The sequence below is a fragment of the Pseudoalteromonas sp. J010 genome, assembly GCF_003934235.1.
Taxonomy (GTDB): Bacteria; Pseudomonadota; Gammaproteobacteria; order Enterobacterales; family Alteromonadaceae; genus Pseudoalteromonas; species Pseudoalteromonas peptidolytica.
Genome location: NZ_RDBW01000001.1, coordinates 290340 through 315635, shown reverse-complemented (window position 1 = coordinate 315635; position 25296 = coordinate 290340). Strand labels below are relative to the sequence as shown.

Genomic DNA, 25296 nt, shown 5'->3' with positions numbered 1-25296 from the left:
GAACCACTAAATGGCAAAATTTTAACGGTGTTATCGACAAGATTCTTTCGCCTCATAATACATCACTGAATGAAGCAAGTTGGTACTGTTTAGCCTATTTATCCTCAATTAATACTTGGCTGTAAACTGTAGTCTAGTAGGAATACTCTCACCAACATTGCCAAAATAACGAGCAGATAAGTCATGACAAAAATAATAATACTACTAAGTGCGCAACTTTTTTTAGCCAATATAGCAGTGGCACAACAAGATGTTGAGATCGATGGTTTAGTGATGGATCAAAGTATTAGCCGGTTTGGCCATCAATTTTATTCCCAATTCTCACAACTTTGGCGAGATGTGCCAAATTCAACTGGAATTAACATTACGGTTAAAGAAACCGTTTTACCAAGAGCTGGTACTCGATTGGAAGTGTTAATGAATAATAAACCTGTGTACGCAACTGCAATGGGAAGGCGAGGTGGCTCTGTTGACGAACGTGTTGAAACCGCGATTTTTACGGTAATGGATGCGATGGCTAAGGCGCAGTATCAGCAAAGTGGGTCTGAAGATTTGGCAGCTAGTGGGTGGTAAAATGAAAATAATAAAAATAACATTGTTACTCGGTGTGTTGAGCTGTGTTCACAGCGAAAATAGTATGGCAACTGAGTTGGTCTACAAACCAATTAATCCAGCTTTTGGTGGTAATCCGCTAAACGCCAATATGTTACTAAGTAAAGCGCAATCACAAAATAAACACCGAGCTCCGATCATTGAAAAGACTTATGATGAAAAGTTTCAAGAATCGCTAGAGCGAACATATCTCAATCGTTTGGTCAGAGAGATCACTGATGTGGCTTTTGGTGATGATGTAAAAGATAGTATTTTTGATCAAGATGCCACATTTATGAGTGGAGATTATCAGATCCAAGTGATCACAAGTACGCCAGATACCATTACAGTGAGGATTACTAACACTTCGTCAGGTGAAGAAACGATCCTAGAGGTTCCTAGGTTTTCAGTCTCTCCCGACGGAGGGTTTTAAATGTACCGACTAGTAGTAATTGCCATCACGCTCTTTGTAACAGGTTGCTCTAATCTGTCTCGTGTTTTACCTCCTTCGCAGAGTGCTGCTATCGCATTAACAGAAACACAAACGTTTGCAGAGCTAAAAGCGCTACCTAGGCCCAGAGGTCGAATACCTGTTTCTGTTTATTCCTTTCGCGATCAAACCGGTCAATATAAGCCACAAGACAATGTTAGCTCTTTTTCTACCGCAGTCACACAAGGCGCAAACTCAATTTTGATGCAAGCGCTACACGAGACCGACTGGTTTATTCCGGTTGAACGAGAGGGGCTACAAAACCTATTGACCGRGCGTAAAATTATTCGTGCAGCCAATGATGACAACGATGCTGCGCCATTACCGCCACTTACAACCGCAAAAATTATTTTAGAAGGCGGGATCATCAGTTATGACTCTAATATTCGCACGGGTGGATTAGGTATGGAGTACTTTGGTATTGGTGCTTCAGAGCTTTATCGAGAAGATGTCATTTCAATTTATATGCGCGCTGTTGATGTGCGTACTGGGCAAGTATTATTGTCTGTTGCAAGCAGCAAAAAAGTACTCTCAATGGAAGTTCGAGCCGGTTTTTTTCGTTACGTAAGTTATAAGCGGCTGGCGGAAGCGGAAGCAGGGTTTAGTGATAATGAGCCGATGCATATTTGTGTGACTCAAGCGATTGAAAAAGCGTTAACGTTAATAGTGAAGCAAGGGATAGAAAAGGGGGTCTGGTCAGCGGCTAATGCTGTTTAGTGTGCGGGCTTGGTCGTATAGAGTCAGGAGTAAAATGCCGAGGTAAGCACCTCGGCAATGGCATTACTGTGCAAAGGCATCTTGTAGTGGCGGGACTACTTGTTTTTTACGGCTTAGTACACCGTCTAACCATACTTTGCTTGCTTCTGGTTCAACATTATAGGCTTTAGCAATAATTGCTTCATCATCAGATGCAATTAGTATTTGTGAGCCTTCTTTCATGATGTCAGTCAGCAGTAACATCACACTGTGGCGATTACCTTCAGCTTTTAACTTGGCAATATCAGCGTGTAGCTCATCTTTGATATTGTCGAACACAGCAAGATCAACGACTTCAAGTTGGCCGATCCCAACAAGGTTTCCATTCATATTGAAGTCTTTAAAATCACGCATTACTAAATCACGCACTGGAGTGCCATCAACTGCAGATTTTACTTTGAACATTTCCATGCCCAGTGCTTTTGCGTCATCAACACCAGCAATTTCAGCTAGCGCTTCAACACATTTAATATCTGCTGTAGTACAAGTCGGTGACTTAAAGATCACTGTATCGCTTAAAATTGCACACATCATGATGCCAGCAATATTTGCTGGGATTTCAACATCGTAAAAGTCATACATCATTTTGATAATCGTGTTACTACAACCGACTGGACGGATCCAACATTCTAGTGGGGCAGATGTGGTCAGATCGCCAAGCTTATGGTGGTCAACAACGCCGACAATCGTCGCTTTATCGATGTCATCAGGTGCTTGCGTCTTTTCAGTGTGATCTACGATGTAAACCTTTTCACCTGCGTAGCTCATTTTCAGCTCAGGCGCTTCAAAACCAAAACGGTCAAGGATAAACTGAGTTTCAGGTGATACATCACCTAAACGTGATGGGATTGCCTCTTCACCAATTTGATTTTTTAAATATGCAAGTGCGATTGCACCACAGATTGAATCTGAATCTGGGATCTTATGACCCACAACATACATTGCCATTGACGGAACTCCTAAAAATTTTGCCCACATTCTAGCAAAATAACTTGTTAATTAAATAGTCCAAATGTGCAATTTACCCCAGTTAGTTTGAGTTCAAGATAGCAAGCCTGCTTTAGGAAAGCATTGGCTTTTATAGCTGTGAATGTGGTAACGAGCATCTATAAGTGAGGGAAACTTTAGCCTTATTCATCTGTGCTGATGTTATACTCATGAAATGAATAATTTCGCTATTTGATAAGCTTAGTTAAGCGCCAAAGCGAATCGCTAATAAGGGCCTACATTATCAAAAGCAGTGGTTAGCGAGCAGATAGCTATAAAAATAAAAGCAAAAGGTCAGTAGACCCTAGGAGATAGCTATGATCCAAATGAGCCGTAAAGCATGGAATAACGTGGTTATATTTTCCATGCTGCTGATGATTTTCTTTCTCAATGGGTTACATTACAAACTGAATCCAACAGATGAAAAAATGGGAATACAGGCGGTGTTACCAGCGCAAAGCTTTGTCCTGACATTAGCGTTTCCCGGTTATAAGATTGAACGTATTGGTACTAGCTGGCGTATAGAACTGCCAAAAGGCGCGACGCAGTCTTATAGCGTGTCAGAGCTTAGTGCAATGGTCTCAAGTTGGCAAAAAGCCCAGCTTAATGTTATTGAAAAACCAACACAACTAGGTGAAGCGCTTAGTGTCGCGCGTATTTGGTTAGCGACACATGAACTGCCATTAAGCTTTCAATTATATCAACATAGCAACAGGTTGATTTTGTTTGATAAGCATAAACAGCGCTGGTTTGAGCTTGATGAAGCACAGGTGCGCGCCTTGTTTTTACCCATATTATTTAGACAGCAAGAAATATAGAGCTAATTATGCCTGAATTACCAGAAGTGGAAGTAAGTCGGTTGGGCATTCAACCCTACTTAACTGAACAAGTTATCACCCATGTAAAAGTCTATAACGAGAAGCTAAGGTGGCCTGTACCCCAAGACGTGCATTTGTTGGAAGGGGAGCAAGTCACCGCCGTGAAGCGCCGCGCTAAATATCTCTTAATCGAGTCGACTCATGGTACCGCAATATTGCATTTGGGTATGTCGGGAAACTTGCGAGTTGTTGACCAAGGTGAACCGCTTAAAAAGCATGATCATGTCGAAATTATCCTCGCTGGTGGCAAATCACTTCGGCTGAACGATCCCCGCCGCTTCGGGGCTTTTTTGTGGCAAGCAAAAGGAGCACAACACCCGACTTTAGCAAAACTTGGTCCCGAGCCTTTGACCGTTGAGTTTACTGCGGAGTATTTGTTTGCAATGAGCCGTGGTAAAAAGCAAGCAGTTAAGCAATTTATTATGGATAACCACGTAGTCGTGGGGGTAGGGAATATTTATGCGAATGAATCCTTGTTTAAAGCTGGGATCCACCCTAAAAAAGAAGCAGGAAAAATATCCCTTAAACGTTATCAGGCACTTGCGCCCATAATTAAGGAAACCCTTAGTGCGGCGATTAAACAAGGCGGTACTACGCTAAAAGACTTTGCACAAAGCGATGGTAAACCTGGCTATTTTGCCCAAGAGTTACTGGTGTACGGACGAAAAGGTGAGCCGTGTGTTACTTGTGAAACTTCATTGAAAGAAGTCCGATTAGGACAGCGAAGTACAGTGTATTGTCCCAAATGCCAACGATAAATGGTTTGAGAGTTTGCTTATTTTTTTAAGTTTGTTTTCGCAGTCGTTTGATTGGTATTGTATAAGGTAGAGCCTGCGTAGGAGAGTTGCTTTATGTCAGTCAGACGATAAAGAGTTTGTGCTGCTGTAAAGTCTCCTTGCCCCCTGATAGAGCAACTCAGTAAAAATGCGGATCAAGCGTTGCCCTTTAGGTTTACCCAAGTGCGCCTTGTTCACGATTGCCCAACTTCTGCTTTGACTATTGGGCGGCAAGTTGAGCACCGCGACCAAAGTACACTCAAGGAGCAAAAATCAAAGGTCAACAGGCTCTAGTTACCAGCCGTTTTAAAATCAATTTTAACTTGGTTATCTTGTAATGAGGCTGTGCAAGGTGGATAGCTGCGGGTTGTTTTATAAACGCGATCAAATATATGTATTTCAACGCCAGAATGCAGCGCTTTATTTGCAGATAATTTTGTATTTTCTAATAGTTCATGTAAGTCATGGTCGAGCTGATAGAGCTGCTTCTCTAGCTGCTCGGCTTGCTGGCAATAGTGCATTTGTGTTGCACCTATCTTTGTTTTTAGCTGTTGCTTTTTCTCCGTGTCTTTGACTAACTCTGCTTTTTCAATAGCTTGTTGGAGTTGGTCTAAAGATTCATTGGTCGCTGCGACTTCTTTGAATAATATGTCGGTATCTTCAGTGATTTGAATCCCTTTACGGGCTAAGTAAATCATCATTTTAGCCCCAGAACCACTGCCTATCTCTCCTGCTACTATCATCTGAGCATCAATGATAGAGCCGCCGATGAGTTTGCCATTAGGGTGCTCCCCAGTGCCTACTTGAACCAGCCGCTGCGCTTTGATATCACAATGGTTACTTTGCTTATTGATAAATACATTTTCACCTTCAAGGTAAGTATACTGACCATGAGCGATCTCGACATTGCCTTTTGCGCTGAGTTTGCAAGTTAAGCCTTGTTCGTTATTTTGGTGGTCAACATGACCTATAACGCCACCTTTTACTTCGATATTCCCACCAGCAACTAGCTCTCCTGATTCTACTGTGCCTAATATCGTTATATCTCCTTTTGCTGTAACCCGCATGCCTGGTTCAACATTGTGTGTGACGACTACGCTCCCATTGAAGTCAACGTGGCCACTTTTTACAGTTACATCAGCAATGGTAAAAACATCGTCTACCCGCATACCGTTACTTATGTCTGATGGGCACCCCGCAATTGTTGCTATGAGCTCAAGAGGATTACTGGGGTTAATTTCTGTACCATCACCTGCCATCAACTGAAAAGACTCTCCAGCTTTGGCTTCAATGCTTTCACCTGTGACAGTAAACCCTTCTTTACCTGGGGTTGCTGGTCTTTGTGTAACCAGTAGATCTCCGGGGGAAACACTTGCGAGCTTGCCAAAATCACGCATATCCACAGTGCCATCTTCACGCATTCTTGGTTGTTTAAGGCGTTCTTTTAGCGTTTGTACATGAGGTAATAACTTAGCGGATTGACCATCTTGTGGCGGTCGCCCTTGTGCGATGATACCAGAGGCTTCTTCACCAGGAGGTAATTCAAACTGTTTGCTTAAAATCTTTTCGAGGTAGGCTTGCTTATAGCCACGACTAACACCCGCTTTGATTATAACCTTCTTGGCTTCTTCTAATGAAATCGCTTTACCGCCGCGTGCGGTTTTGAGTTGCCCGAAAGCTTGCATTTTGTCGTCGCTGAGTGTCACGGTAAACTCAGCGTCATATTGTTTCGCGACAACAAGCTGACTTTCAGGGAAGTCACTCTTGAAGTAAGCGTCAATAGATTCATGGTCAACTTCACAGTCGGCAAACTGCGACTTTTCAAGCGCTTCGATGATAAAGGCTGCACTTGGCGGTGAAGCAGATTTCACATCCATTAAAATGTTGCCATTATGCGCAAGTTTGAACACGATCATCGCCTCGTTTATTTTTTGTCCTATAACTTCAGCTTGCTAAATAAACGTTAATTGGTCAAGTGCTTAGGGTGATTTTCTTACCTAAATATGGGCTCAGTTACAAAACACTCGACTATTGTCCATTTACACTAACTTTATAGGGCAATATAGATACCTCAGCTTTTGGGTGGTGGCAGCCTTGCTATATGGTAAATTAAGTCTCTGTGTTACTGAACGTTTTATCGCTTGATGGCATGCGTAATGAGTATGGTCGCTAACAATCTCAACTTAAAAGGCTTCAGGGTCGCTACGTGCTTTATGTAACAACAGCTTAATCGCTTCAGGGATGACTTTTTTATGTGTTGAAATAGCATAAAAATATTCATAAATATCAGGTAAGTCTTGATAGTGCGTTAACACCCCTTGAGCAATTTCGTCTTTTACCACCACTGCTGGCAATACCGCCACAGCACCACTGTCTCTTGCAAGCAGTCGCATCATTGCCATGTCATCCACCTCAGCAAGTATGTTAGGAAAGAACTGGTGTTGCGCGCATAAGGCATTAAAAGCAGTGCGGAGATCAGAACTTGCTGGGGGTAAAATCCAACGGGTGTTAGCAAAGCCTTTTGGAAACAATGTATCGGGTTTGTTTTGAGGTGGGCCTACAATGGCTAGCGGTTGCTTTGCCACGAGCTGACATTGCCAGTATGGATCGGATGTATCCAAGTTAACGGTGCGGTTGGTTAGTACTAAATCCAGTTCGTGCTTGGTTAGTCCATTTAGTAGCTCAGAGATACTGCCTGATTTCAATTTAAATTGAACATCACAGCGCTCCATCAACGGGGTGATGAATGCCTCGACAAAGTTACGTGAGAGAGTTGTTAAAACCCCAATCGTAACATGAGTGGTAGATTGTACGCCTTTACTTAATAACGCCTCAAGTTCCTGTCCTGTAGTAAAAATATCATCCGCATAGCTAAGTACTTTTTTACCCTGCTCGGTAAGTATTAACTGTCGGCCGCTGCGTTCAAATAATGCAACTCCGCTATTGTGCTCTAGCTGCTTTATCTGTGCTGAAAGTGCAGACTGTGACACATGTAGATCTTTAGCTGCTTGAGTCAGGTTACCTTGTTTGGCGACTTGCCAAAAGTAATAAAGGTGATGATAGTTGAGTCGGCTCATTTATATATAACAAAAACAGAACGAATAGTTAAATTATATCTATTTTTATTAAGTTAAAAAGGTTGGAATAATACTGATACCGTAAAATTCGATAACGAAGTGTAGAAATTGATGCTTACCACCTTGGTGATTTTACTGCTCCTCCATTTTGTCGTTGCCGCTTTTGTGATGGGAAAAAGCACGGCTCAAAATGGTTTTTTATTCCGTGTTACTAACCTTTTTGCTCTGGGTGTTGGCCTTTGTTTGGTGCTAGCTTGGGGGTATTGGAGTACCTCAAAAAGCAACGCAAACACATTGTTTGAAATAAACTTTTTGCGACTTTGTGTGGTTTCTCTTATTGGCTTTATGAGCTTTGTGTTACTGCGCTATTCAATTCATTACCTTGATGGCGACAAGTTACGAGGGCGGTATTTTCGCAGCCTGCTGATCACATTGCTGTGTGTGACTGTGGTGGTGTTAAGCAATCACTTGATACTATTTTGGGTTTCTTGGGTTGGAATTAGCCTAAGTTTACATCGTCTTCTAGTGTTTTATCCAAACCGACCAAGAGCTGCCTTGGCTGCACATAAAAAGTTTATTTTGGCGCGGTTGGCGGAGTCAGCACTCTTAGGTGCTTTTATCTGTATCTATTTAACCACAGGCTCACTACAAGTTAATGAAATATCGGAATTTTATTCGACATATGCAGGCGCGATCACAGCTTTGGATCAAACCGCCGCCATTTTATTGGCTGTTGTTGCGTTAATAAAGTGTGCTCAGCTCCCCGTTCATGGGTGGCTAATGCAGGTTGTTGAGTCTCCAACGCCTGTCAGCGCGCTGCTGCACGCCGGGATCATTAATTTAGGTGGTTTTCTGGTGATGTTATTTGGAGCCTTAGTCTTACGGGTAGAGGCTGCGAAGTGGCTGCTTTTAATTGTAGCAGGGATCACCACGTTATTAGCGGCGCTTATTATGACTACGAGGATCAGCTTAAAGGTTCGTTTAGCTTGGTCTACATCAGCGCAAATGGGGCTCATGCTGGTGGAATGTGCGCTTGGGCTATACGAGTTGGCGCTGCTACACTTGCTTGCTCACTCAGCGTATAAAGCACATGCCTTTCTTAATGCGAGTCAATGGGTTCATGAAGACTTAACTCGACGGATGAGCAAGCAAGTGGAGCCGCCTTTGTGGCAGTGGTTAGGCGCACTTGGTGTTGCCATGGGTTTGGTTTATGGTGCAGCAAGTAGTATCGGGTACCAAGGGCCTGTGAGTATTTGGACACTGATGATAGGCGCACTGACAGTATGGTTGGCACTGCGGTTCGAAGCTCAGGTGCTGCGTAGCTATTGGAAAATACTCGGTATTGCGTTGGTACTACTGGTTGTGTACAGCGTACAGAAATGGTTATTACATTTTATGGTCGCTTTACCTGACGAGCTAAGAACACAGGCTTTTTCTGCTTCAGACATATGGCTGCTCACCATAGTGATCACATTAGCGATAGTCAATTATCTACTTTACTATCGCGCCCACTTACCTCTGGTACAAAAGCTGTCTCGATTATTATATGCCGGTTTCTATTTGGATGAATGGATGACTAGATTGACCATATTACTTTGGCCTGTGCAGCTGCCTCGTACCAAAAAGCAAAAGTATCTCGCTAAACATCATTATACCCCCAACCTTGAGGAGCTGAAGTAATGTTCAATCACAGTAATAACCAAAGTGTATTGTCAGCGCCACAGCAACAGCAATTGCTCGACGCAGAAATGCGGATAGCGCCAACTTGGCCGATTGATCAGTTAATTGCGGTTAATCCGTTTTGGGGGATAAAAGCCTTGTCATTTGATGTGGCGGTGAGCAAAATGAGTGCGTTGGCACAAGTTAACATGTTGATGCCCGTTGATTTCTATCTTGAACAGTGGCAACAAGGGGCTATCTCGCCTGCTGCGCTACAACAAGCTGCCGAGTACTATCAGGTGCCGCGCAGCAATAATGAATTACTGAATTGGTTAAGGCAAAGTCGCCGAAAAGCGTTACCACATTGGCATACATTGGCTGATCTATTTGACCGCTACCGCTCTGAACACAAGATGCCATGGCAAGAGGAAATAACCCATCAAATTAGCCAATTTTGCGCTGCCCACTATCAGCAAGTGCAGCCTATCTTGAAACAAACCCAAGAACACAAAAAGCTCTGCGTTTATCGTCATTGGCATGAGACGGTTTCTCAAGATTTGGGCATAAGTATCGTGATGGGGGAACCAGGTTTAGTCGAATACTTTAAACAGTTACCGACAGAACCTGAGACGGTAATAGCGCTGACCGTTGAGACATTGGGTATTGAGTTCACAGCGCTTGCGGACTACGCACATATGCTGCTGTTAGATATAAATGGTTGGGCGTCATGGGTTGGGTACGAGCGTTGGCAGGCCAATCTTACCGGCAGCCCAACTTCTGACATGCGGGCGCTATTGGCTATTAGAATGGCATGGGAGCTTGTGATTTGGCAGTATGTTAGTAAACGTTATCCTACGATGTTTAGTCAAATCAGCCATCATTGGAACAGGCAAAAGCAGCAGCTACCTAAAATCATCGCGGAGCATAAGCAAGCACTCTCGCCAAGGTTGTTATTCCAGCGTGCACTGGAGCTTAGCTATCAAACTAAGTTAGCTCAACAATTCGAGTCTAAGCAAGCACATGAGAGCAACGCAAATATACTACAAGCTATATTTTGCATTGATGTGCGCTCAGAGGTAATACGTCGGGCATTAGAAAAGCAGCACCTTGGTATTCAAACGATGGGATATGCTGGTTTTTTTGGCTTACCGATAGATTATCGAGCCTCAGATAGCGGCTTTGAGCGGGCACAATTACCCGGTTTATTAAAAGCCCCATTAAAGGTAACACAAATACACGAGCCACAATCGCTAACCACACAACGTCAACATGCGGGGCGCTGGCAGAGTTGGTCACATTCTGCCGCAGCTTCTTTTTCTATGGTTGAATCGATGGGGATGAGCTATTTTTACAAGCTGTTACGTAAAGTGTTTATGCTGCATCCCACCGCGCACCCTATTGATAGCCACATAGGTACAACAGCATGGCGGCTTACTCAAGATGAAAGAGAGATTTCGGCTACTGAACAAGCTCAATTGGTTGCACCTATCTTAGCGGGTATGGGACTAACAACATTTGCAGATACAGTTTTGTTAGTAGGCCACGGAGCAAAAACCACTAATAATCTTCACGACGCGGGGCTACAGTGTGGCGCATGCGGTGGTCAATCTGGCGAGGTTAATGTAAAGGTACTCGCCCAGCTATTAAATGATGTTGCGGTGCGTAATGAGCTGATAAAACTGGGGGTGCAGATCCCTGTCACAACTCGGTTCATCGCGGCATTACACAATACCACAACAGAGCAAATTGTAACTTATGGCGAACTCAAACCAGAGATCAGTCAGTGGCTAAAACAGGCATCACATCTAGCCCGCATTGAGCGCTCAGAGGCACTTGCAATCAACCCAGATATTTTGTCACAGCAACAGCTAGAACAGCAGTTTAGCGCTCGAACCAAGGACTGGTCTCAAGTACGTCCTGAGTGGGGGCTTGCGAATAACGCTGGATTTATTATTGCGCCTCGACAGACAACGCAGGGGCTAGACCTGCAAGGTCGAGTGTTCTTACATGAGTACGATTATCAGCAAGACCCAGAGTTAACTAAATTAACCTCAATTTTAACGGCGCCAATGCTCGTTACTAATTGGATTAATATGCAATATAACGCTTCAGTCACCGATCCTGGTAAGTATGGTAGTGGTAATAAAGTACTTCATAACGTGGTAGGGGGGCGAATAGGCGTTTTTGAGGGTAATGGTGGTGATTTGCGAATTGGTCTGCCACTGCAATCAGTTTATAACGGTGAAAAGTGGATGCACACACCACAGCGTTTGAGCGTAATAGTCCAAGCACCGACAAGCGCCCTTGAGCATGTGATGGCTGAGCATGAAGTGGTGAAACAGCTGGTGGAAAATGAATGGTTATATTTAATTTCCATTTCACCAAAATGCAACGTACTAAAGCGATTTGAACGGGGGCAATGGCACAGAATTTAAGTCAAAATTGGTTTTTATTATCGCCATCAAGTGCCAAGTGTAATGAGATATGCAAATGTAAGCTCAGCTCAAACTGCCGACAATATCACGGTATCGAACATAATGAGATATGTCACCAAACCGGTGACATATCTCAAAATATGGCTGGTTATTCGATGTTTTGGATCTGCTCGCGCATCTGTTCGATCAGCACTTTTAATTCTACAGCGGCGTTGGTGATGTCGCTGTTGATCGACTTTGAAGCAAGGGTGTTAGATTCGCGGTTAAATTCTTGCATCATAAAGTCTAAACGACGGCCACAAGCGCCTCCTTTTTTGAGGATTTTGTGGGTTTCTTTAACGTGTGACTTAAGACGGTCGAGTTCTTCGGCAACATCTTGTTTTTGTGCAAGATAAATAAGTTCTTGCTCTAAGCGGCCTTCATCAATGTCGGTTTTGAGTTCTTCAAGCTTTTGAGAAAGCTTTTCACGTTGCCATTTTGTCACCTCAGGCATGTGCCCTTCAACAATGTCAACTTGTTCTAATATACCGTCGAGGCGGGTGGTGATCATGGTCTCTAAATTTTCACCTTCACTTGCACGCGCCGCTTTAAAGTCTTCAACTAGATCGTCAAAGCCACTTAACAGCTCGCTGTTTACGGAGTCCAAATCAACTTCTTCGGCTTCCATCACGCCTGGCCAGCGTAGAATATCTACGGGATTGATGTCGCCACCACTTTGAGATTGCAGCCACTTTGCGCTTTCAACAAGTTGCTTCGCGAGTGCTTCGTTGACACTGAGTTGGCCTACGTGCGCTGGGTTGGCGGTGAACTTTAGGAATACTTCAACTTTGCCGCGTTGTAGGTGTTTACGCAGGCGCTCACGTATTACTGGCTCTAAGCCTCTAAATTGTTCCGGTGCGCGGATAAAGGTTTCAAGGTAGCGTTGATTAACTGAACGAATTTCCCAAACCCCAGTGCCCCAATCACCTTTCACTTCTTTGCGGGCGTAGGCGGTCATACTATGGATCATATAAAGTCCCTAAAATTTAGCTTGGTTTAACCGCAGCATTATAGCCGAATTTCCACACAGCCCTAAAGTGAATTTTATTTTTAGTCGGATCGCGTGGCATAGTCTTTGTGATCCCTTTATAATGTACGGCAAATTTTGATGATGGGGGAACGTGGATGCGTCCAAGCGAAAGAACTGCAAATCAGATCAGGCCGGTTACATTTACTCGTAACTATACTATGCACGCTGAAGGCTCAGTAATGGTGGAGTTTGGTAACACAAAAGTGTTATGCACAGCTTCTGTAGAAGCCGGTGTACCACGCTTTATGAAGGGGCAAGGCAAGGGCTGGATCACCGCAGAATACGGTATGCTTCCGCGCTCTACACATACGCGTAACAACCGTGAAGCGGCGCGCGGTAAACAAGGTGGTCGCACCATGGAAATCCAACGCTTAATCGCGCGTGCTTTACGTGCCGCGGTTGATTTAAAAGCGTTAGGTGAAAACACAATTACCATTGACTGTGATGTTATTCAAGCTGATGGTGGTACGCGTACGGCTTCAATCAGTGGTGCTTGTGTGGCATTGGTTGATGCACTAACGCACATGCGTGCAAAAGGCATGATTAATGTAAACCCATTAAAATTTATGATCGCGGCAATCTCGGTTGGGGTTTATAAAGGTCAGCCAATCACAGATCTCGAGTATCTTGAAGATTCAGAAGCGGAAACAGACATGAATGTGATCATGACTGAAACCGGTAAGCTCATTGAAGTACAAGGTACTGCTGAGGGCGAACCTTTCTCGTTCGACGAGCTAGACGAGCTACTTGGCTTGGCGAAACATTCAATTAGAGAAATTATTGATCTACAAAAGCAAGCGTTAGCGTAATCAACACTCGGTAGGAAAACATGAAACAGTATCAAAAAGAGTTTATTGAATTTGCCTTAGAAAAGCAGGTGCTGAAGTTTGGTGAGTTTACGTTAAAATCAGGCCGTACAAGCCCATACTTTTTCAATGCAGGCTTGTTTAACACGGGTCGTGATCTTGCCCGTTTAGGCCGTTTTTATGCGTCAGCATTGGAAGATGCAGGTATTGAGTTTGATGTGTTGTTTGGCCCGGCATACAAAGGTATCCCGATTGCAACCACTACAGCGGTTGCCCTTGCCGATCATCACAATAAAGATGTGCCTTATTGCTTTAACCGTAAAGAAAAGAAAGAGCACGGTGAAGGCGGTAACTTAGTAGGTTCTGCACTTGAAGGTCGTATTATGTTGGTTGATGATGTGATCACGGCGGGTACTGCTATTCGTGAGTCAATGGAAATCATCGCTGCCAACGGTGCCGATCTTGCTGGTGTATTAATTGCGCTGGATCGTCAAGAAAAAGGCAAAGCTGAGCTTTCGGCTATTCAGGAAGTTGAGCGCGATTTTAATACTCAGGTAGTTTCTATTGTTAAGCTTGCTGATCTTATTACTTACCTTGAGCAACAAGGTGGTATGGATGCACACCTAGATGCAGTTAAAGCATACCGTGATAGCTATGGCGTAGCGTAATACAGCTCGCGCTTTGTATTATTGAGCGGTTAGGTTTACTAGCCGCCTATTCTCTTTTCACTTTGCGTTCGTACAATCAAAGGCACTATATTTTTCTGAGCGTTAAGTGAATTACTGATATTTAATTTAAACTGACTATGGGTATATGCCGTAGCGCCCAATTAGCTAGCTCAACCCGGTTGCGTGAGTTCGTTTTTTTAAACGCGCTATAGATATGAGTTTTTACTGTATGACTACTTATATTTAGCTTGTCAGCGATATCTTCATTTTTGGCACCCGCCGCGATTAGTTTGATCACTGATTTTTCTCGACAGGTGAGTATACTTAGCTCTTCACTGTTTAAGACTATATCGCTATTAGGCAGCGTTTGAGGGAGTGCAGCAAGTAGCTCACTAAATGCGGTAGAAATAGCACTTCGACAAAACCAAAGCTCACCTTTTAAGACTCTGCTAAGCCCTTTAAATAGAGTTTCGGGGGGGGAGTTCTGGTAAAGTAAGCCTTTCACATTACCAAGTAATGCTGTTTTTTCATTTACTTCTTCGGGATTGGCATTGAACAACAAAACTTTATGGGTTGCGGCCAATAGCTTAACTTCAGCACTTATCAGCTCGTTACAGTCTCGGTGTTCAGTATCTACCAAAAAAAGAGCGGTTTGTGCGCGTAAGTTTGGCTCAGGAAGTCTGGTATCAACTTTAACCGAGCTGCCTAAGGTTTCTAGCACTTTTATTAATAGTGTGTAGTTGGTAGAGCTTGTATCGGCTTTGGCGTGAGTTAAGATAAAAAAGTTGCGTTTTTGCCACTCGATGAAATCATTAGAATTTTCCTTAGTAAGCATGGATGTACTCAATCCTTTTTTATTTTATTTAAAAATTAATATACATAGTTTTTACAAAAAGTTAAGTTTTTTATAATTTGGGTTTGCTGAATTAACGACTCTATTTTTGGCGTTAAAACGTTAGGCAATAAGACGCTATTGTTGAATTTTACTGGAGCTTCAGTGCTTTAGAATGGTCATGTAGGTAAAGGCCAGCTACGTAGGCAAGCCTTTATCGAATAATACAAAAGTATAGTGTTATCTCTAGCTGAGGGGGTATCTTAGCCTCAACTTGAGATAAGAAGTTAGTTAATCAACTAAAATACCTAAACCCAGACGTGCAACATCACGCTAGCCGGAAGCTATCTCTTAAAATAAATTTTACCCTAAGGGATAACAGCGGCTAGAGAACAAGTTATCACCTACTTATACAATGCTCTCCAGGCACAGGTGCGGTAACCGTTTTTCTCAAAGTAGAAGCGGCTGCAATTATCGTCATAGTTGTAGTTACCAACGTCTATGCGATAGCCACTGATGTACCAATTATGAAGTGAAATATGCCCGCCATTATAGAGTAAAGAGAAGTGCACATGAGGGCCTGTTGATTGACCTCCTTGGCATAATGCTGTTGATTTGTCGTCGGCATAGCGGCCGAGCCACGCGCCTGCGGATACCACATCACCAGTGTTATATTGGAGGCCTTCCATATGGTAGTACTGAGTTGAGTAGCCACTTGAGTGTGTTACTCGAATATTACATTGTGAGTAGCGCGTGACGGTACCGCCGTGTGCGGCTTGTACCCAAGGTGTATTACTACCCCAACCACCAGACCCATTATTAAAGTCCAATGAAGAGTATGGGTATCCAGATCCGGTATTCGAGTGTGCGCCACCACTATACCAAGCGTAACCTGAAGGCCAAGGAAAGTTGAGAGTGAAACTGGCGAGTGTGCCTACTTGTGAGTCTTTTGAGACCGTAAAGTGTGAAACGCTATCTTCCTTGAGTGCCAAAGATTCACCATTAAATAATGTCTGATAAACATTAAATAGTTGATTGACTGGCATATTAGTCAGATCAGCAAGGGCAACGGTGGCTTCATTTACTGCTGGAAAGGCTTGTAAGCCCATTTCAGTTTGAAGTTTTTGGAACGCGTAGTATCGACCACTTAAATTTAGCGCGATATCTTTAAGTTGCGCATCGAAGCCTGTTTCATGCGAGAGTTTTCCAAACGGTGCTAAGTATGCCTCTGGCGTTGGCGTGCTAATGATGCCAGATGACATTTCCATTAAAGCGAGCAATAGCTTTGGATTGATACTGGCATAGCCTGCGTAATGCAAGATGACCTCTAGTTTATCGTTGAGATGGGGCGCAGTTGTATCAAGAGTTTGTTGCCAATCAACATACTGCAGCGCGTTACTAAATAGAAATAGATCTGGGTTTACGGCCATCAGGCTGGAGATTGGTAAGCTACGAACATGCTCTGCAGTAAAATCAGGTAGCGAGATTGAGTCGTGTTGACCTGCTGCTGTAGCTTGGTGCGAAAGCAATGCGAGTATACATGCTGATAGATAGTGGTGTTTCATGCTGTATCCTTTTTGTTTGTTTTTTGTTCAGGTTAAGTTATAACTAAGTGTAATTATTTTGTAAAATAAAAGTTTTGTTTTGACTGGGTTTAACAAGGGGGCTGTTTGGCTCGAAGTGTTCGGACGAAACAAAAGGAATACATAAACTATGCAATCGCTGAGGTGAAGGCCATCCAAGAGTGAATGATGCCAATTTTCTTAATTAAGTGGTCTGTTTTGAGGCGAGAAAATCTTGTCGATAACTCCGCTTCCGCGTCCTGCTATCGCTAAGGTACCTACATCCATATAGACAAGGCAAAAATTTTGCTATTTAGTTGTTCTAAATAAGAAATTTTTAACGCGGTTAGCGTCAGATTTACTCCTTCAAATTGAGCAAGTATTAAGTCAAATTGGTATGAGTTGTTCTTTTATTGCTCAGATAGTTCAGTTTCGTTATAGAGAGCGTATGGGAGTTGATTACTTTTTGCGAAGTACATGGCTTTGTCTGCTTTTGCAACCAGTTCAGTGGCCGAAGCCGCATCGGACGGATAAATGACAGCACCGATACTTAAACTTAACTTTACTTCTTGAATACAGCCGCTTTCATCTTGTAAACAATAGGTATCGCTGAGCAAGTCATATTTGTGTTGTACGAGCTTTTTAAGTTGGTTTTTTTCGCAAAGATTGGGTGCAATAACGACAAACTCATCTCCGCCATAGCGGGCGACAAAATCAGATGCACGTTTGTACATTTTGAGCTTCGCTGAGATTATTTTTAACAATTGATCACCGGCTTGGTGACCGAGCGTATCATTGACCGGTTTAAAGTTATCTAAATCAATGAACAACAAACCAAATCCGTGACCATATCGCTCAGAGCCTGATATGGCTTTTTCTAGTTCAGTATCAAATGCTCCACGGTTGTGAAGCATGGTTAGTTTGTCCATGACAACTAAGTTTTCTAAATTGCGATGCATCTCATAACGTTCTTTTGAAAAGGTGATAGTGCGAGCAAGCAGTGGGCCGCTGAGTTCATGCTTAGGTATATAGTCTTGTGCACCCAATTGTATGGCCTTTTCTCCAAAAAGCGTTTCTGACACCCCTGTTAACACTACGATAGGGGCGCGTATATTAAGCTGTTTTACTTTAATTAAAGTGGATAGTCCTTGGCTTTCTTCGATATTTAGGTCGAGCAATAACACGTCAGGCTTAACAGTGTTGATTGCATGATCAAGCTGTTCGAGATTGATAAAGTGCTTCACATTAAACTTTTGTCTGCCTTCGACTTTGGCAAGCGTGCGCTTTACCAAGTAGGCATCTTCATCGTTGTCTTCTAGAAGGTAAACAAGACATGTATTCATAGTTATCCCTGCACAACTCGATTGTTATCAAACCAATATTGTTTTATCAACTTAATTAATGACTCTAAATCACGCAAACGTCCAGGTTTGGTGATGTAGGATTTTGCACCGAGTTGATACGCTTTACGGATATCACTGTGATGTGTGGAGGTGGTGTAACACACCGTAATTAAATTATCTATCATGTGCTCAGCGCGTAAAGCTTCCATTACCTCGAAGCCGCTCATCACAGGCATATTCAAGTCTAACAACAGCACTTGGTTGGGGGTTTTACAGGTGTTGAGATAATCCAGCAAAGCATGACCATCTGAAAAGATTTTCAACTCAGGTGCGTTATCTATACTGCGATAGGCACGTTCAAAGAAATAGACATCATCGGGGTCATCCTCAACTAATAACAGTTCCATTATTACTCCTTAGCTTTATTTGCAAAAGCCATTACAAATAAAGCACCTTGTTCGCACTCTATACACTTAATGGTGCCGCCGTGTAACTTAATAATTTGACGACACAAAGCAAGTCCTATTCCACTACCGTATTCTTGTGTTGTACCAAAGCGCCTAAATGGTTCGAATATTTGTTGTCGTCGTGATTTTGGTATTCCTATCCCATTATCTTGATAATAGATCATGGTTTCACTACTACTTTGRGTAACTGAAATACGAATAATTGGTACCGTATCAGGTGATTTAAATTTGATGCTATTACTTATTAGATTTTGCAATACTTGCAAAAATAAAGAAGCATCAAGCTGTAGCGGTACCTCAGCATTTTCAAGCTTAATCTCGGCTTGACTTTCCTCTAAGCTAAAGCTCATCACTTCACAAACATCCTCAATTAGTATAGTCAAGTTAGTGGGTTGTCGCTTTAAAGTGTGTGAATGTAAGCGTGAAAGTTTTAATAGGTCTTGGATCATGACTCGCATTCGCTGACTGGCATCAACCAGCCTGTCGATTTCAAACTTTGCATCGTCATAGTCTTTAAGCTCAGGCGTGATCCTCTGTGCTAAGCTATCCGAAAAGGCGGTGATCTTTCTCAGCGGTTCTTGCAAGTCATGAGAGGCGATATATGCAAAATGCTCAAGGTGCGCGTTTGACTCCTGTAACTGAAGTAAGAGTTCTGTGTACTCAGTCATGTCGACGAAAGTACCTAACATCAATTCAGGTTCACCGTGTTTATCACGGGTGATAATGGTATCTACTGAGTAGCACCACACCCAATGCCCATCTTTGTGTTTAAATCGATACTTTATGGGAATAAGCACGCCATCTTGGCTAGATTTGATTTCTTCTATGTGCTCATACACCAAAGCGCGTTCACTCTCATGGAAACAACTATCAAGGTCACAGAGCTCTAGTTCTTTCATGGTGTAGCCCAGTATTTGTGTATAGCGTTTATTGATCCGAGTATTTTTATGTGCTTTCAAGTCGTAGAGGTAAAGACCACACACCGCAGAGTCAATCATTCGTTGTAAGAAATTGTGATTATCCTTGAGTTCTTTTTCTGCAATTTTTCGTGCGGTAATGTCTACAGCTACCCCGACAATACGCTCAACATTTTGTTTATGATCTTTTAACGGGTAGAGGGTAGTCTGATACCAGTGCGCTTTGCCTTTCAGTGGCATCATTTCGGTGTAGTCGATTGGCTTTGCAAGCTCTACGCAGAGCAAGTAGTTTTTTTCTATTCTGTCGACTAATTCTGCGTCAAGTGTCGCGCCTCTGAGCTCTTTCAGTGTTTTCCCAAGCACTTGTTCTAATTTTACTCCGGTACGCTGACAGGCAAATTTATTGAACTCTAAAAAGCGAAAATCTTGATTTGGTTCGACTTTCAATAACCAAATGGCTTGGCTTGAACCTTCGTAAATGGCATTTAAAATTTTGCTTTTCTCCGCAACCTGTAATTCAAGGGCTTTTCTTTGGTGAATATTTCTCAGCGCACCAGACATAATATGGGGTTTGCCATTGTCATCAAACTGACTGTTACCTACAGCAGAAAACCACGCATATTCACCTTTATTATCTCTGCCTAAATACTCTACAAAGTATTGTGCCTTCGTTTCAAAGTGTTGCTCGATAGCGGCTTGCACTTTATTTTGATGATCTGGGTGGATGTGTGCAAACCAGTCATCAAAAGTCACGTTTTCATCTTCTCTTTTGCCTATCATTGCTTTTAGCCCAGCAGAGTAACTTACGCTATTGTCAACAACGTTCCACTCCCATATCCCATCTTCTGTTGCACCAATGGCTCGTTTCATTTTATCTATAGAGTCGGCAAGCGCTTGTTCCGTCTTCTTTAGGGAGGAAAGATTATTGAATACTGCAAGAATGAGATGGGTACCATCATGAGGTTCTTGCACTAGTCGCATTTCCATCGGAATTTGGTTACCAAATTTATCCCGAACATGACACAGTGACTCTTTACTGTATTCATTTTGATCAAGTAATGATTGGCTTACAGACTCGAGACTATCGAAGGGGTCATCCAAGCTGATGATGTCATGTAATCGTAATCCGATAAGTTCATCGGGGGAGTCATAACCAAGTTCACGATAGAAATAAGGGTTACACTTACTTATCGAAAGCAACTCATCGAGCAGTAAGGTGCTTGTTGGCAGCGTATTGAGCATAAATTCAGTGACCCTATGTTGATCAAGCTGGGTATGTAGGGCTTGCTTTTCATCGGTGACAYGTTTGAGTTTTGCGCTAATACCATGAAATTGGTTTGGCGTTGGAATAGCGACTGCGCTTGGAATAAGCCTGAATAAGTATACCGCTGTGATCATAGAAATAAGGGCGGTTGCGGCTTTTGAGATCCCGTGTATACCATACGCACCATGCCAAACGGTGTAGACACCAATAAGATGTGTTAAGCCACATAAGGTAATGAAGCTACAAAACAGTACGAATACCCAATTCTTGCCAACATCAGGTCTCTGTTTTGCATAAATGATGATCGCCATGGGGATGGAAAAATATGCAGTCGCGATCAGAATATCGGAGATGACATTTGTCCATAGCAAATGAGGTTGCCACAAGTAGCAGTGGCCATGGGGCATGTAGGCATTGTGAAAAAAAGACTCAAATGAGTTCAAATCCATGTTATTTCCCTACCTTAAGTGATACCAATTCCAGAGGGTAACTATCAAGCTGTGTTGGCTCTTTAACCTATTTGAGAAATATTCCTATACGATTGAATATAAAGTTTTTCGGCCTACACAGTTGCAGTATTAATCTTCGAGTTATTAGCTCTATCGTTTTCTTTGCAAAATCACGCATTTGCTATAATGCAATTAAAGATAATTAATTCGTTTCTAAGCTTAATTTGATTGTAGTATATCTATTTGAAACTTCGACAAGGTCAAATCTGAACTATATCAATTAGCCTAATTATTAGACGTTCATCAGGTTAGTAAGCGCGCTATTTTGAGGTAATAAATTACAGATTAAAATTGTCTGTATAGTTGTTTGAGATAAGGCTATTCCTACCGTTAGCATCAAAATTATGCTGTCGTCTCAAGCAAGTAGGAAGACGTTGGTATTTTTGAGGCGAGTGAAGGATGAAAAGAGAAAGTGAAGCCTTTAGGCTTCACGGATTTGGTTCAGTAAGGCGAAGATACTTTTCAGCCAGTTGATCAAGGCTTTCCTTATAGTTTGGGTCCGGCTTGATACAGTCTATTGGGCATACACTCACACAAGTTGGTGTATCGTAATGCCCCACGCATTCTGTGCACTTATCTGGGTCAATTTGATAAATTTTATCGCCCATATAAATGGCTTGATTTGGACATTCAGGGTCACACATGTCACAGTTGATACATTTATCGTTGATCAAAAGTGCCATGACTAAGCCTTTTTAAATGGGTTTCGTGTGTCCTCATGCTGACCTAAATTACGCATTAAAATCGCATGGTCTAAGTCAATATCTTCCGGCAATGGGATCTTTACAACATGGCCTGAGCCTTTAGCGTCATCAATGGTCTCACCTTTTTTATTTTCCATGTGTTCAAGGTTAAAGTGAATATTCCCTTTTGGTGTCATCAACTCAAGGCTGTGTCCTGTGCAGAACTTGTTCTTTACGTCGATTTCAACTAAGCCATTGTTTGTGCGACCTAGCACTTCACCGACAAATTGTTGTTTATCTGAGATAGAGTGGCCGTAGTCGTAGTTTTGGTAGTCCTGATGTACATGACGCTTTAAGAAGCCTTCGGTGTAGCCTCGGTGAGCAAGATTCTCTAGAGTTTTCATTAAGCTGGGATCAAATGGCTTACCCGCCACTGCATCATCGATGGCTTTACGATAAACTTGAGCGGTACGTGCAACGTAATAGAAAGATTTGGTACGACCTTCAATTTTAAGGCTATGTACGCCCATACGAGTCAACTGGTCAACATACTGTACAGCACGTAAGTCTTTGGAGTTCATGATGTATGTGCCGTGTTCATCCTCAAACGCTGGCATATATTCACCTGGACGGCCTTGCTCTTCGAGCATAAAGACTTGATCGGTTGGCTGGCCTTCACCCAAAGTAGGAATAATGGCCTTTGGATCCACTTTATGCACTACGTCACCGGTTTCGTCTTCTTGACCTGGCTTTACGTCGTAACTCCAGCGACAGGCATTGGTACACGTCCCTTGGTTTGGATCGCGCTTATTGATGTAACCAGATAACAAACAGCGCCCAGAGTATGCCATGCACAGTGCCCCATGGACAAACACCTCAAGTTCTGTTTCTGGGCAAAGCGCACGGATCTCTTCTATTTCTTGTAGTGATAGTTCCCGAGAAAGAATTACGCGCTCAATTCCTTGTTTCGCCCAAAATTGTACCGCAGCATAGTTGACTGCATTAGCCTGTACAGAAAGGTGAATTGGCATATCAGGCCACTTGTCACGTACGAGCATAATTAGCCCAGGATCGGACATGATAAGCGCATCTGGTTTCATCGCGATGACGGGTTCAATATCACGTAAGTAGGTCTTTACTTTGCCATTATGCGGCGCAATATTTGACACCACATAAAGCTTTTTATTCTGCTGGTGAGCTTCATTGATACCTATCTCAAGGTTCTCAAGGTCAAATTCGTTATTACGCACTCGCAAACTATATCTAGGTTGTCCGGCATAGACGGCGTCGGCACCGTACGCAAAAGCGTAACGCATATTCTTTAAACTGCCGGCTGGAGAGAGAAGTTCTGGTACAAACATGGTTTACCTCATACATTGAACTGATTACGGGTCAGCTGTTGAGTGATTTCGTGCGCTGATTCTAAAAAGCGGCGCAGTATAGAAGAAAGCCTGTAAAATAATTTTGATGTAGATCAGGTTTTTCGATGTTGTCTGTGAAGCAAATAGATTTCCCTGTCAGCTGGGCTGTAGCGGTGAATTATGGACGTTTATTGATATTAAATTGACTAAACTTCTTTATCTTCTCAAAGAAAGCGGCGTGAGATAGTAGGTTTTTTCTACCAAACAACGTATAATTCGCGCCCGTTAATATTCACAACAATATTTTGGAGCAAAAGATGGCTTTAGAGCGTACTTTTTCAATCATCAAGCCTGATGCGGTAGCTAAAAACCACATCGGTGCTATCTACAACCGTTTTGAGTCTGCTGGTCTTAAAATCGTTGCATCAAAAATGGTTCACCTTTCTCAAGAGAAAGCTGAAGGTTTCTACGCAGAGCACAAAGAGCGTCCTTTCTTTGGTGCACTAGTTTCTTTCATGACTTCAGGCCCTGTAATGGTTCAGGTTCTTGAAGGTGAAGATGCAGTTCGTAAAAACCGTGAAATCATGGGTGCTACTAACCCTGCAGAAGCGTTAGCTGGTACACTACGTGCTGACTACGCAGACAGCATCGACGAGAACGCTGTACACGGTTCTGACGCACCAGAGTCTGCTGCTCGCGAAATCGCTTACTTCTTCGCTGAAGAAGAAATCTGCCCACGTACTCGTTAATTCGAGACTTGGTGCCAAAAAAGGGCTTTCGAGCCCTTTTTTTGTCCCGTAGCCAAATGGTGTTGATATGGGATAAGCGTGCTTTGTAAAGTAATCACACTACTTCACAAAACACGTTTCATTATTTGTGATGCTTGCTGCTTTTTTGTACAATTTTCAGTTGGCAATTAAGCTGTTTTTACCGTCTATAACCGAGGTTGTTCATGACCACTATTGAGAAAAAAATTAACTTACTTGATTTAAATCGCGAGGGGATGCGCGAGTTATTTGCATCATATGGCGAAAAGCCGTTTCGCGCGGATCAGGTGATGAAATGGATTTATCATTTTGGTATCGATAATTTCGATGAGATGAGTAACTTAAATAAAAAGCTTCGTGCACGTTTGCAGGCTGAGTGTGAGATTAAAGCGCCTGAAATATCAGTAAAGCAAGAGGCTTCAGATGGCACCATCAAATATGCACTGTTACTCGAAGGCGGCCAAGAAGTTGAAACCGTGTGGATCCCAGAAAAAGATAGAGCCACACTGTGTGTATCTTCTCAGGTTGGCTGTGCGTTGGAATGTACTTTTTGCTCAACGGCGCAGCAGGGCTTTAACCGTAACTTAAAAGTGTCTGAGATCATAGGTCAGGTTTGGCGCGTGGCAACCGACATTGGTCTACATAAAGGTGATAGCACTAAGCGCCCAATTACTAACATCGTGATGATGGGTATGGGTGAGCCTCTGTTAAACCTCAATAACGTTGTACCAGCGATGGAGCTGATGATGGACGATTGGGCGTTTGGCCTATCCAAGCGCCGCGTCACGCTCAGTACATCAGGCGTGGTACCTGCGCTTGACATCTTGAAAGAAAAAATAGATGTGGCACTTGCAATTTCACTACATGCACCAAATAACCCACTTCGCGATGTGCTTGTACCAATCAATAAAAAGTATCCAATTGAAGAGTTCTTAGCGGCATGTCGCCGTTATATTGATGGCTCAAAGGCGAATAAAGATGTCACCATTGAGTATGTAATGCTGCAAGATGTTAATGACAGCACGGATCATGCCCATGAGTTAGTAAAAGTGCTTAAAGGCACGCCATCAAAGATTAACTTGATCCCGTTCAACCCGTTCCCTGGTAACGAATATGGCCGCTCTAGTAATAGTCGTATCGATAGATTCTCGAAAGTGTTACAAGCGGCTGGACTGACTTGTATTGTGCGTCGTACTCGTGGCGATGATATTGATGCTGCATGTGGTCAGTTGGTTGGTGATGTTGTGGATAGAACCAAGCGTCTAGCCAAGAAAAAGCAACGTGATGACAATGCCATTGCTGTCAATGTGAGTGCACAATAATAAATAATGAGCTGGCTTGGGTCAGCTCATTTCATCTGAGTCTCAGATAAGTTCTGGTTATCTTACAAAAAATAGGT

General features: G+C 42.8%; 22 protein-coding genes. 11 read left to right on the top strand and 11 right to left on the bottom strand.

Annotated features, from left to right (window positions below):
- The first annotated feature begins 183 nt into the window (after positions 1-183).
- Genes EAG18_RS01440 through EAG18_RS01430 form a run of 3 tightly spaced genes read left to right on the top strand, consistent with a single transcriptional unit; the run spans position 184 to position 1798 of the window.
- Positions 184-573, top strand: coding sequence for a CsgE family curli-type amyloid fiber assembly protein (locus EAG18_RS01440; RefSeq protein WP_125250636.1), 390 nt, complete (start codon positions 184-186; stop codon positions 571-573).
- 1 nt (position 574) lies between these two features.
- Entirely contained in the window at positions 575-1024 is a 450-nt protein-coding gene (locus EAG18_RS01435; RefSeq protein WP_275557205.1) for a curli assembly protein CsgF, read from the top strand.
- On the top strand, positions 1025-1798 hold the full coding sequence (locus EAG18_RS01430) for a CsgG/HfaB family protein (RefSeq protein ID WP_125250635.1): 774 nt from the start codon (positions 1025-1027) through the stop codon (positions 1796-1798).
- Between the two features lie 63 nt (positions 1799-1861).
- On the opposite strand, the gene EAG18_RS01425 is transcribed toward EAG18_RS01430, so the two are convergent.
- Positions 1862-2785 (bottom strand): manganese-dependent inorganic pyrophosphatase, encoded by a 924-nt coding sequence (locus EAG18_RS01425; RefSeq protein WP_125250634.1) that lies wholly within the window; start codon positions 2783-2785, stop codon positions 1862-1864.
- A gap of 356 nt (positions 2786-3141) precedes the next feature.
- On the opposite strand from EAG18_RS01425, the gene EAG18_RS01420 reads away from it, so the two are divergent.
- Together EAG18_RS01420 and mutM are read left to right on the top strand one after the other, a co-directional pair.
- Positions 3142-3642, top strand: coding sequence for a hypothetical protein (locus tag EAG18_RS01420; protein WP_125250633.1), 501 nt, complete (start codon positions 3142-3144; stop codon positions 3640-3642).
- 8 nt (positions 3643-3650) lie between these two features.
- The gene (gene mutM, locus EAG18_RS01415) at positions 3651-4460 is read left to right on the top strand and encodes a bifunctional DNA-formamidopyrimidine glycosylase/DNA-(apurinic or apyrimidinic site) lyase (RefSeq protein ID WP_125250632.1); all 810 of its coding nucleotides are present in this window, start codon (positions 3651-3653) and stop codon (positions 4458-4460) included.
- A 308-nt stretch (positions 4461-4768) separates the two neighbouring features.
- Here the strand turns inward: mutM and EAG18_RS01405 are convergent, their stop codons facing one another.
- Together EAG18_RS01405 and EAG18_RS01400 are read right to left on the bottom strand one after the other, a co-directional pair.
- A complete protein-coding gene (locus tag EAG18_RS01405; RefSeq protein WP_125250631.1) occupies positions 4769-6388 on the bottom strand; it encodes a FapA family protein in 1620 nt (539 codons plus the stop codon).
- A gap of 273 nt (positions 6389-6661) precedes the next feature.
- Complete coding sequence (locus tag EAG18_RS01400) at positions 6662-7555, bottom strand: LysR family transcriptional regulator (protein WP_125250630.1); 894 nt, start codon at positions 7553-7555, stop codon at positions 6662-6664.
- Between the two features lie 111 nt (positions 7556-7666).
- Here EAG18_RS01400 and EAG18_RS01395 point away from each other — a divergent pair, with 111 nt between their 5' ends.
- Entirely contained in the window at positions 7667-9235 is a 1569-nt protein-coding gene (locus EAG18_RS01395) for an NADH-quinone oxidoreductase subunit L (protein WP_125250629.1), read from the top strand.
- Positions 9235-11649: a DUF2309 domain-containing protein gene (locus EAG18_RS01390; protein ID WP_125250628.1), complete on the top strand. Its 2415-nt coding sequence runs from the start codon at positions 9235-9237 to the stop codon at positions 11647-11649. The genes EAG18_RS01395 and EAG18_RS01390 overlap by 1 nt, the downstream gene beginning before the upstream one ends.
- 148 nt (positions 11650-11797) lie before the next feature.
- Here EAG18_RS01390 and EAG18_RS01385 read toward each other — a convergent pair whose 3' ends face one another.
- Positions 11798-12658: a YicC/YloC family endoribonuclease gene (locus tag EAG18_RS01385; protein ID WP_125250627.1), complete on the bottom strand. Its 861-nt coding sequence runs from the start codon at positions 12656-12658 to the stop codon at positions 11798-11800.
- 155 nt (positions 12659-12813) lie between these two features.
- On the opposite strand from EAG18_RS01385, the gene rph reads away from it, so the two are divergent.
- Together rph and pyrE are read left to right on the top strand one after the other, a co-directional pair.
- Entirely contained in the window at positions 12814-13527 is a 714-nt protein-coding gene (rph, locus tag EAG18_RS01380) for a ribonuclease PH (protein WP_010377321.1), read from the top strand.
- A gap of 20 nt (positions 13528-13547) precedes the next feature.
- On the top strand, positions 13548-14192 hold the full coding sequence (gene pyrE, locus EAG18_RS01375; protein WP_125250626.1) for an orotate phosphoribosyltransferase: 645 nt from the start codon (positions 13548-13550) through the stop codon (positions 14190-14192).
- Between the two features lie 121 nt (positions 14193-14313).
- Here pyrE and EAG18_RS01370 read toward each other — a convergent pair whose 3' ends face one another.
- From EAG18_RS01370 to yegQ, 7 genes are all read right to left on the bottom strand, one after another.
- Complete coding sequence (locus EAG18_RS01370; RefSeq protein ID WP_125250625.1) at positions 14314-15027, bottom strand: response regulator transcription factor; 714 nt, start codon at positions 15025-15027, stop codon at positions 14314-14316.
- A 401-nt stretch (positions 15028-15428) separates the two neighbouring features.
- A complete protein-coding gene (locus EAG18_RS01365) occupies positions 15429-16589 on the bottom strand; it encodes a M23 family metallopeptidase (RefSeq protein WP_125250624.1) in 1161 nt (386 codons plus the stop codon).
- A 407-nt stretch (positions 16590-16996) separates the two neighbouring features.
- Positions 16997-17929 carry a GGDEF domain-containing response regulator gene (locus EAG18_RS01360; RefSeq protein ID WP_125250623.1) on the bottom strand — a complete coding sequence of 311 codons (933 nt, stop codon included), beginning with the start codon at positions 17927-17929 and terminating at the stop codon, positions 16997-16999.
- 2 nt (positions 17930-17931) lie between these two features.
- Entirely contained in the window at positions 17932-18336 is a 405-nt protein-coding gene (locus EAG18_RS01355; protein ID WP_125250622.1) for a response regulator, read from the bottom strand.
- A 2-nt stretch (positions 18337-18338) separates the two neighbouring features.
- Positions 18339-21026 (bottom strand): PAS domain-containing sensor histidine kinase, encoded by a 2688-nt coding sequence (locus EAG18_RS01350; protein ID WP_125250621.1) that lies wholly within the window; start codon positions 21024-21026, stop codon positions 18339-18341.
- 488 nt (positions 21027-21514) lie between these two features.
- The gene (locus tag EAG18_RS01345) at positions 21515-21769 is read right to left on the bottom strand and encodes a YfhL family 4Fe-4S dicluster ferredoxin (protein ID WP_125250620.1); all 255 of its coding nucleotides are present in this window, start codon (positions 21767-21769) and stop codon (positions 21515-21517) included.
- Positions 21770-21771: 2 nt separating this feature from the next.
- Positions 21772-23130, bottom strand: a complete 1359-nt coding sequence (gene yegQ / locus EAG18_RS01340; protein ID WP_125250619.1) for a tRNA 5-hydroxyuridine modification protein YegQ — start codon at positions 23128-23130, stop codon at positions 21772-21774.
- A 317-nt stretch (positions 23131-23447) separates the two neighbouring features.
- Here yegQ and ndk point away from each other — a divergent pair, with 317 nt between their 5' ends.
- Together ndk and EAG18_RS01330 are read left to right on the top strand one after the other, a co-directional pair.
- The gene (gene ndk / locus EAG18_RS01335; protein ID WP_010377338.1) at positions 23448-23879 is read left to right on the top strand and encodes a nucleoside-diphosphate kinase; all 432 of its coding nucleotides are present in this window, start codon (positions 23448-23450) and stop codon (positions 23877-23879) included.
- A 203-nt stretch (positions 23880-24082) separates the two neighbouring features.
- Positions 24083-25219 (top strand): bifunctional tRNA (adenosine(37)-C2)-methyltransferase TrmG/ribosomal RNA large subunit methyltransferase RlmN, encoded by a 1137-nt coding sequence (locus tag EAG18_RS01330; protein WP_125250618.1) that lies wholly within the window; start codon positions 24083-24085, stop codon positions 25217-25219.
- The last annotated feature ends 77 nt before the right edge of the window (positions 25220-25296 follow it).

What these genes read in the sequence shown, in the direction of transcription:
- EAG18_RS01345 (WP_125250620.1), bottom strand. Translation starts at nt 21,769, where the DNA reads ATGGCACTTTTGATCAACGATAAATGTATCAACTGTGACATGTGTGAC.
- EAG18_RS01385 (WP_125250627.1), bottom strand. Translation starts at nt 12,658, where the DNA reads ATGATCCATAGTATGACCGCCTACGCCCGCAAAGAAGTGAAAGGTGAT.
- EAG18_RS01425 (WP_125250634.1), bottom strand. Translation starts at nt 2,785, where the DNA reads ATGGCAATGTATGTTGTGGGTCATAAGATCCCAGATTCAGATTCAATC.
- EAG18_RS01400 (WP_125250630.1), bottom strand. Translation starts at nt 7,555, where the DNA reads ATGAGCCGACTCAACTATCATCACCTTTATTACTTTTGGCAAGTCGCC.
- ndk (WP_010377338.1), top strand. Translation starts at nt 23,448, where the DNA reads ATGGCTTTAGAGCGTACTTTTTCAATCATCAAGCCTGATGCGGTAGCT.
- mutM (WP_125250632.1), top strand. Translation starts at nt 3,651, where the DNA reads ATGCCTGAATTACCAGAAGTGGAAGTAAGTCGGTTGGGCATTCAACCC.
- EAG18_RS01435 (WP_275557205.1), top strand. Translation starts at nt 575, where the DNA reads ATGAAAATAATAAAAATAACATTGTTACTCGGTGTGTTGAGCTGTGTT.
- EAG18_RS01355 (WP_125250622.1), bottom strand. Translation starts at nt 18,336, where the DNA reads ATGGAACTGTTATTAGTTGAGGATGACCCCGATGATGTCTATTTCTTT.
- EAG18_RS01440 (WP_125250636.1), top strand. Translation starts at nt 184, where the DNA reads ATGACAAAAATAATAATACTACTAAGTGCGCAACTTTTTTTAGCCAAT.
- EAG18_RS01330 (WP_125250618.1), top strand. Translation starts at nt 24,083, where the DNA reads ATGACCACTATTGAGAAAAAAATTAACTTACTTGATTTAAATCGCGAG.
- pyrE (WP_125250626.1), top strand. Translation starts at nt 13,548, where the DNA reads ATGAAACAGTATCAAAAAGAGTTTATTGAATTTGCCTTAGAAAAGCAG.
- EAG18_RS01360 (WP_125250623.1), bottom strand. Translation starts at nt 17,929, where the DNA reads ATGAATACATGTCTTGTTTACCTTCTAGAAGACAACGATGAAGATGCC.
- EAG18_RS01395 (WP_125250629.1), top strand. Translation starts at nt 7,667, where the DNA reads ATGCTTACCACCTTGGTGATTTTACTGCTCCTCCATTTTGTCGTTGCC.
- EAG18_RS01420 (WP_125250633.1), top strand. Translation starts at nt 3,142, where the DNA reads ATGATCCAAATGAGCCGTAAAGCATGGAATAACGTGGTTATATTTTCC.
- EAG18_RS01390 (WP_125250628.1), top strand. Translation starts at nt 9,235, where the DNA reads ATGTTCAATCACAGTAATAACCAAAGTGTATTGTCAGCGCCACAGCAA.
- yegQ (WP_125250619.1), bottom strand. Translation starts at nt 23,130, where the DNA reads ATGTTTGTACCAGAACTTCTCTCTCCAGCCGGCAGTTTAAAGAATATG.
- EAG18_RS01370 (WP_125250625.1), bottom strand. Translation starts at nt 15,027, where the DNA reads ATGCTTACTAAGGAAAATTCTAATGATTTCATCGAGTGGCAAAAACGC.
- EAG18_RS01365 (WP_125250624.1), bottom strand. Translation starts at nt 16,589, where the DNA reads ATGAAACACCACTATCTATCAGCATGTATACTCGCATTGCTTTCGCAC.
- rph (WP_010377321.1), top strand. Translation starts at nt 12,814, where the DNA reads ATGCGTCCAAGCGAAAGAACTGCAAATCAGATCAGGCCGGTTACATTT.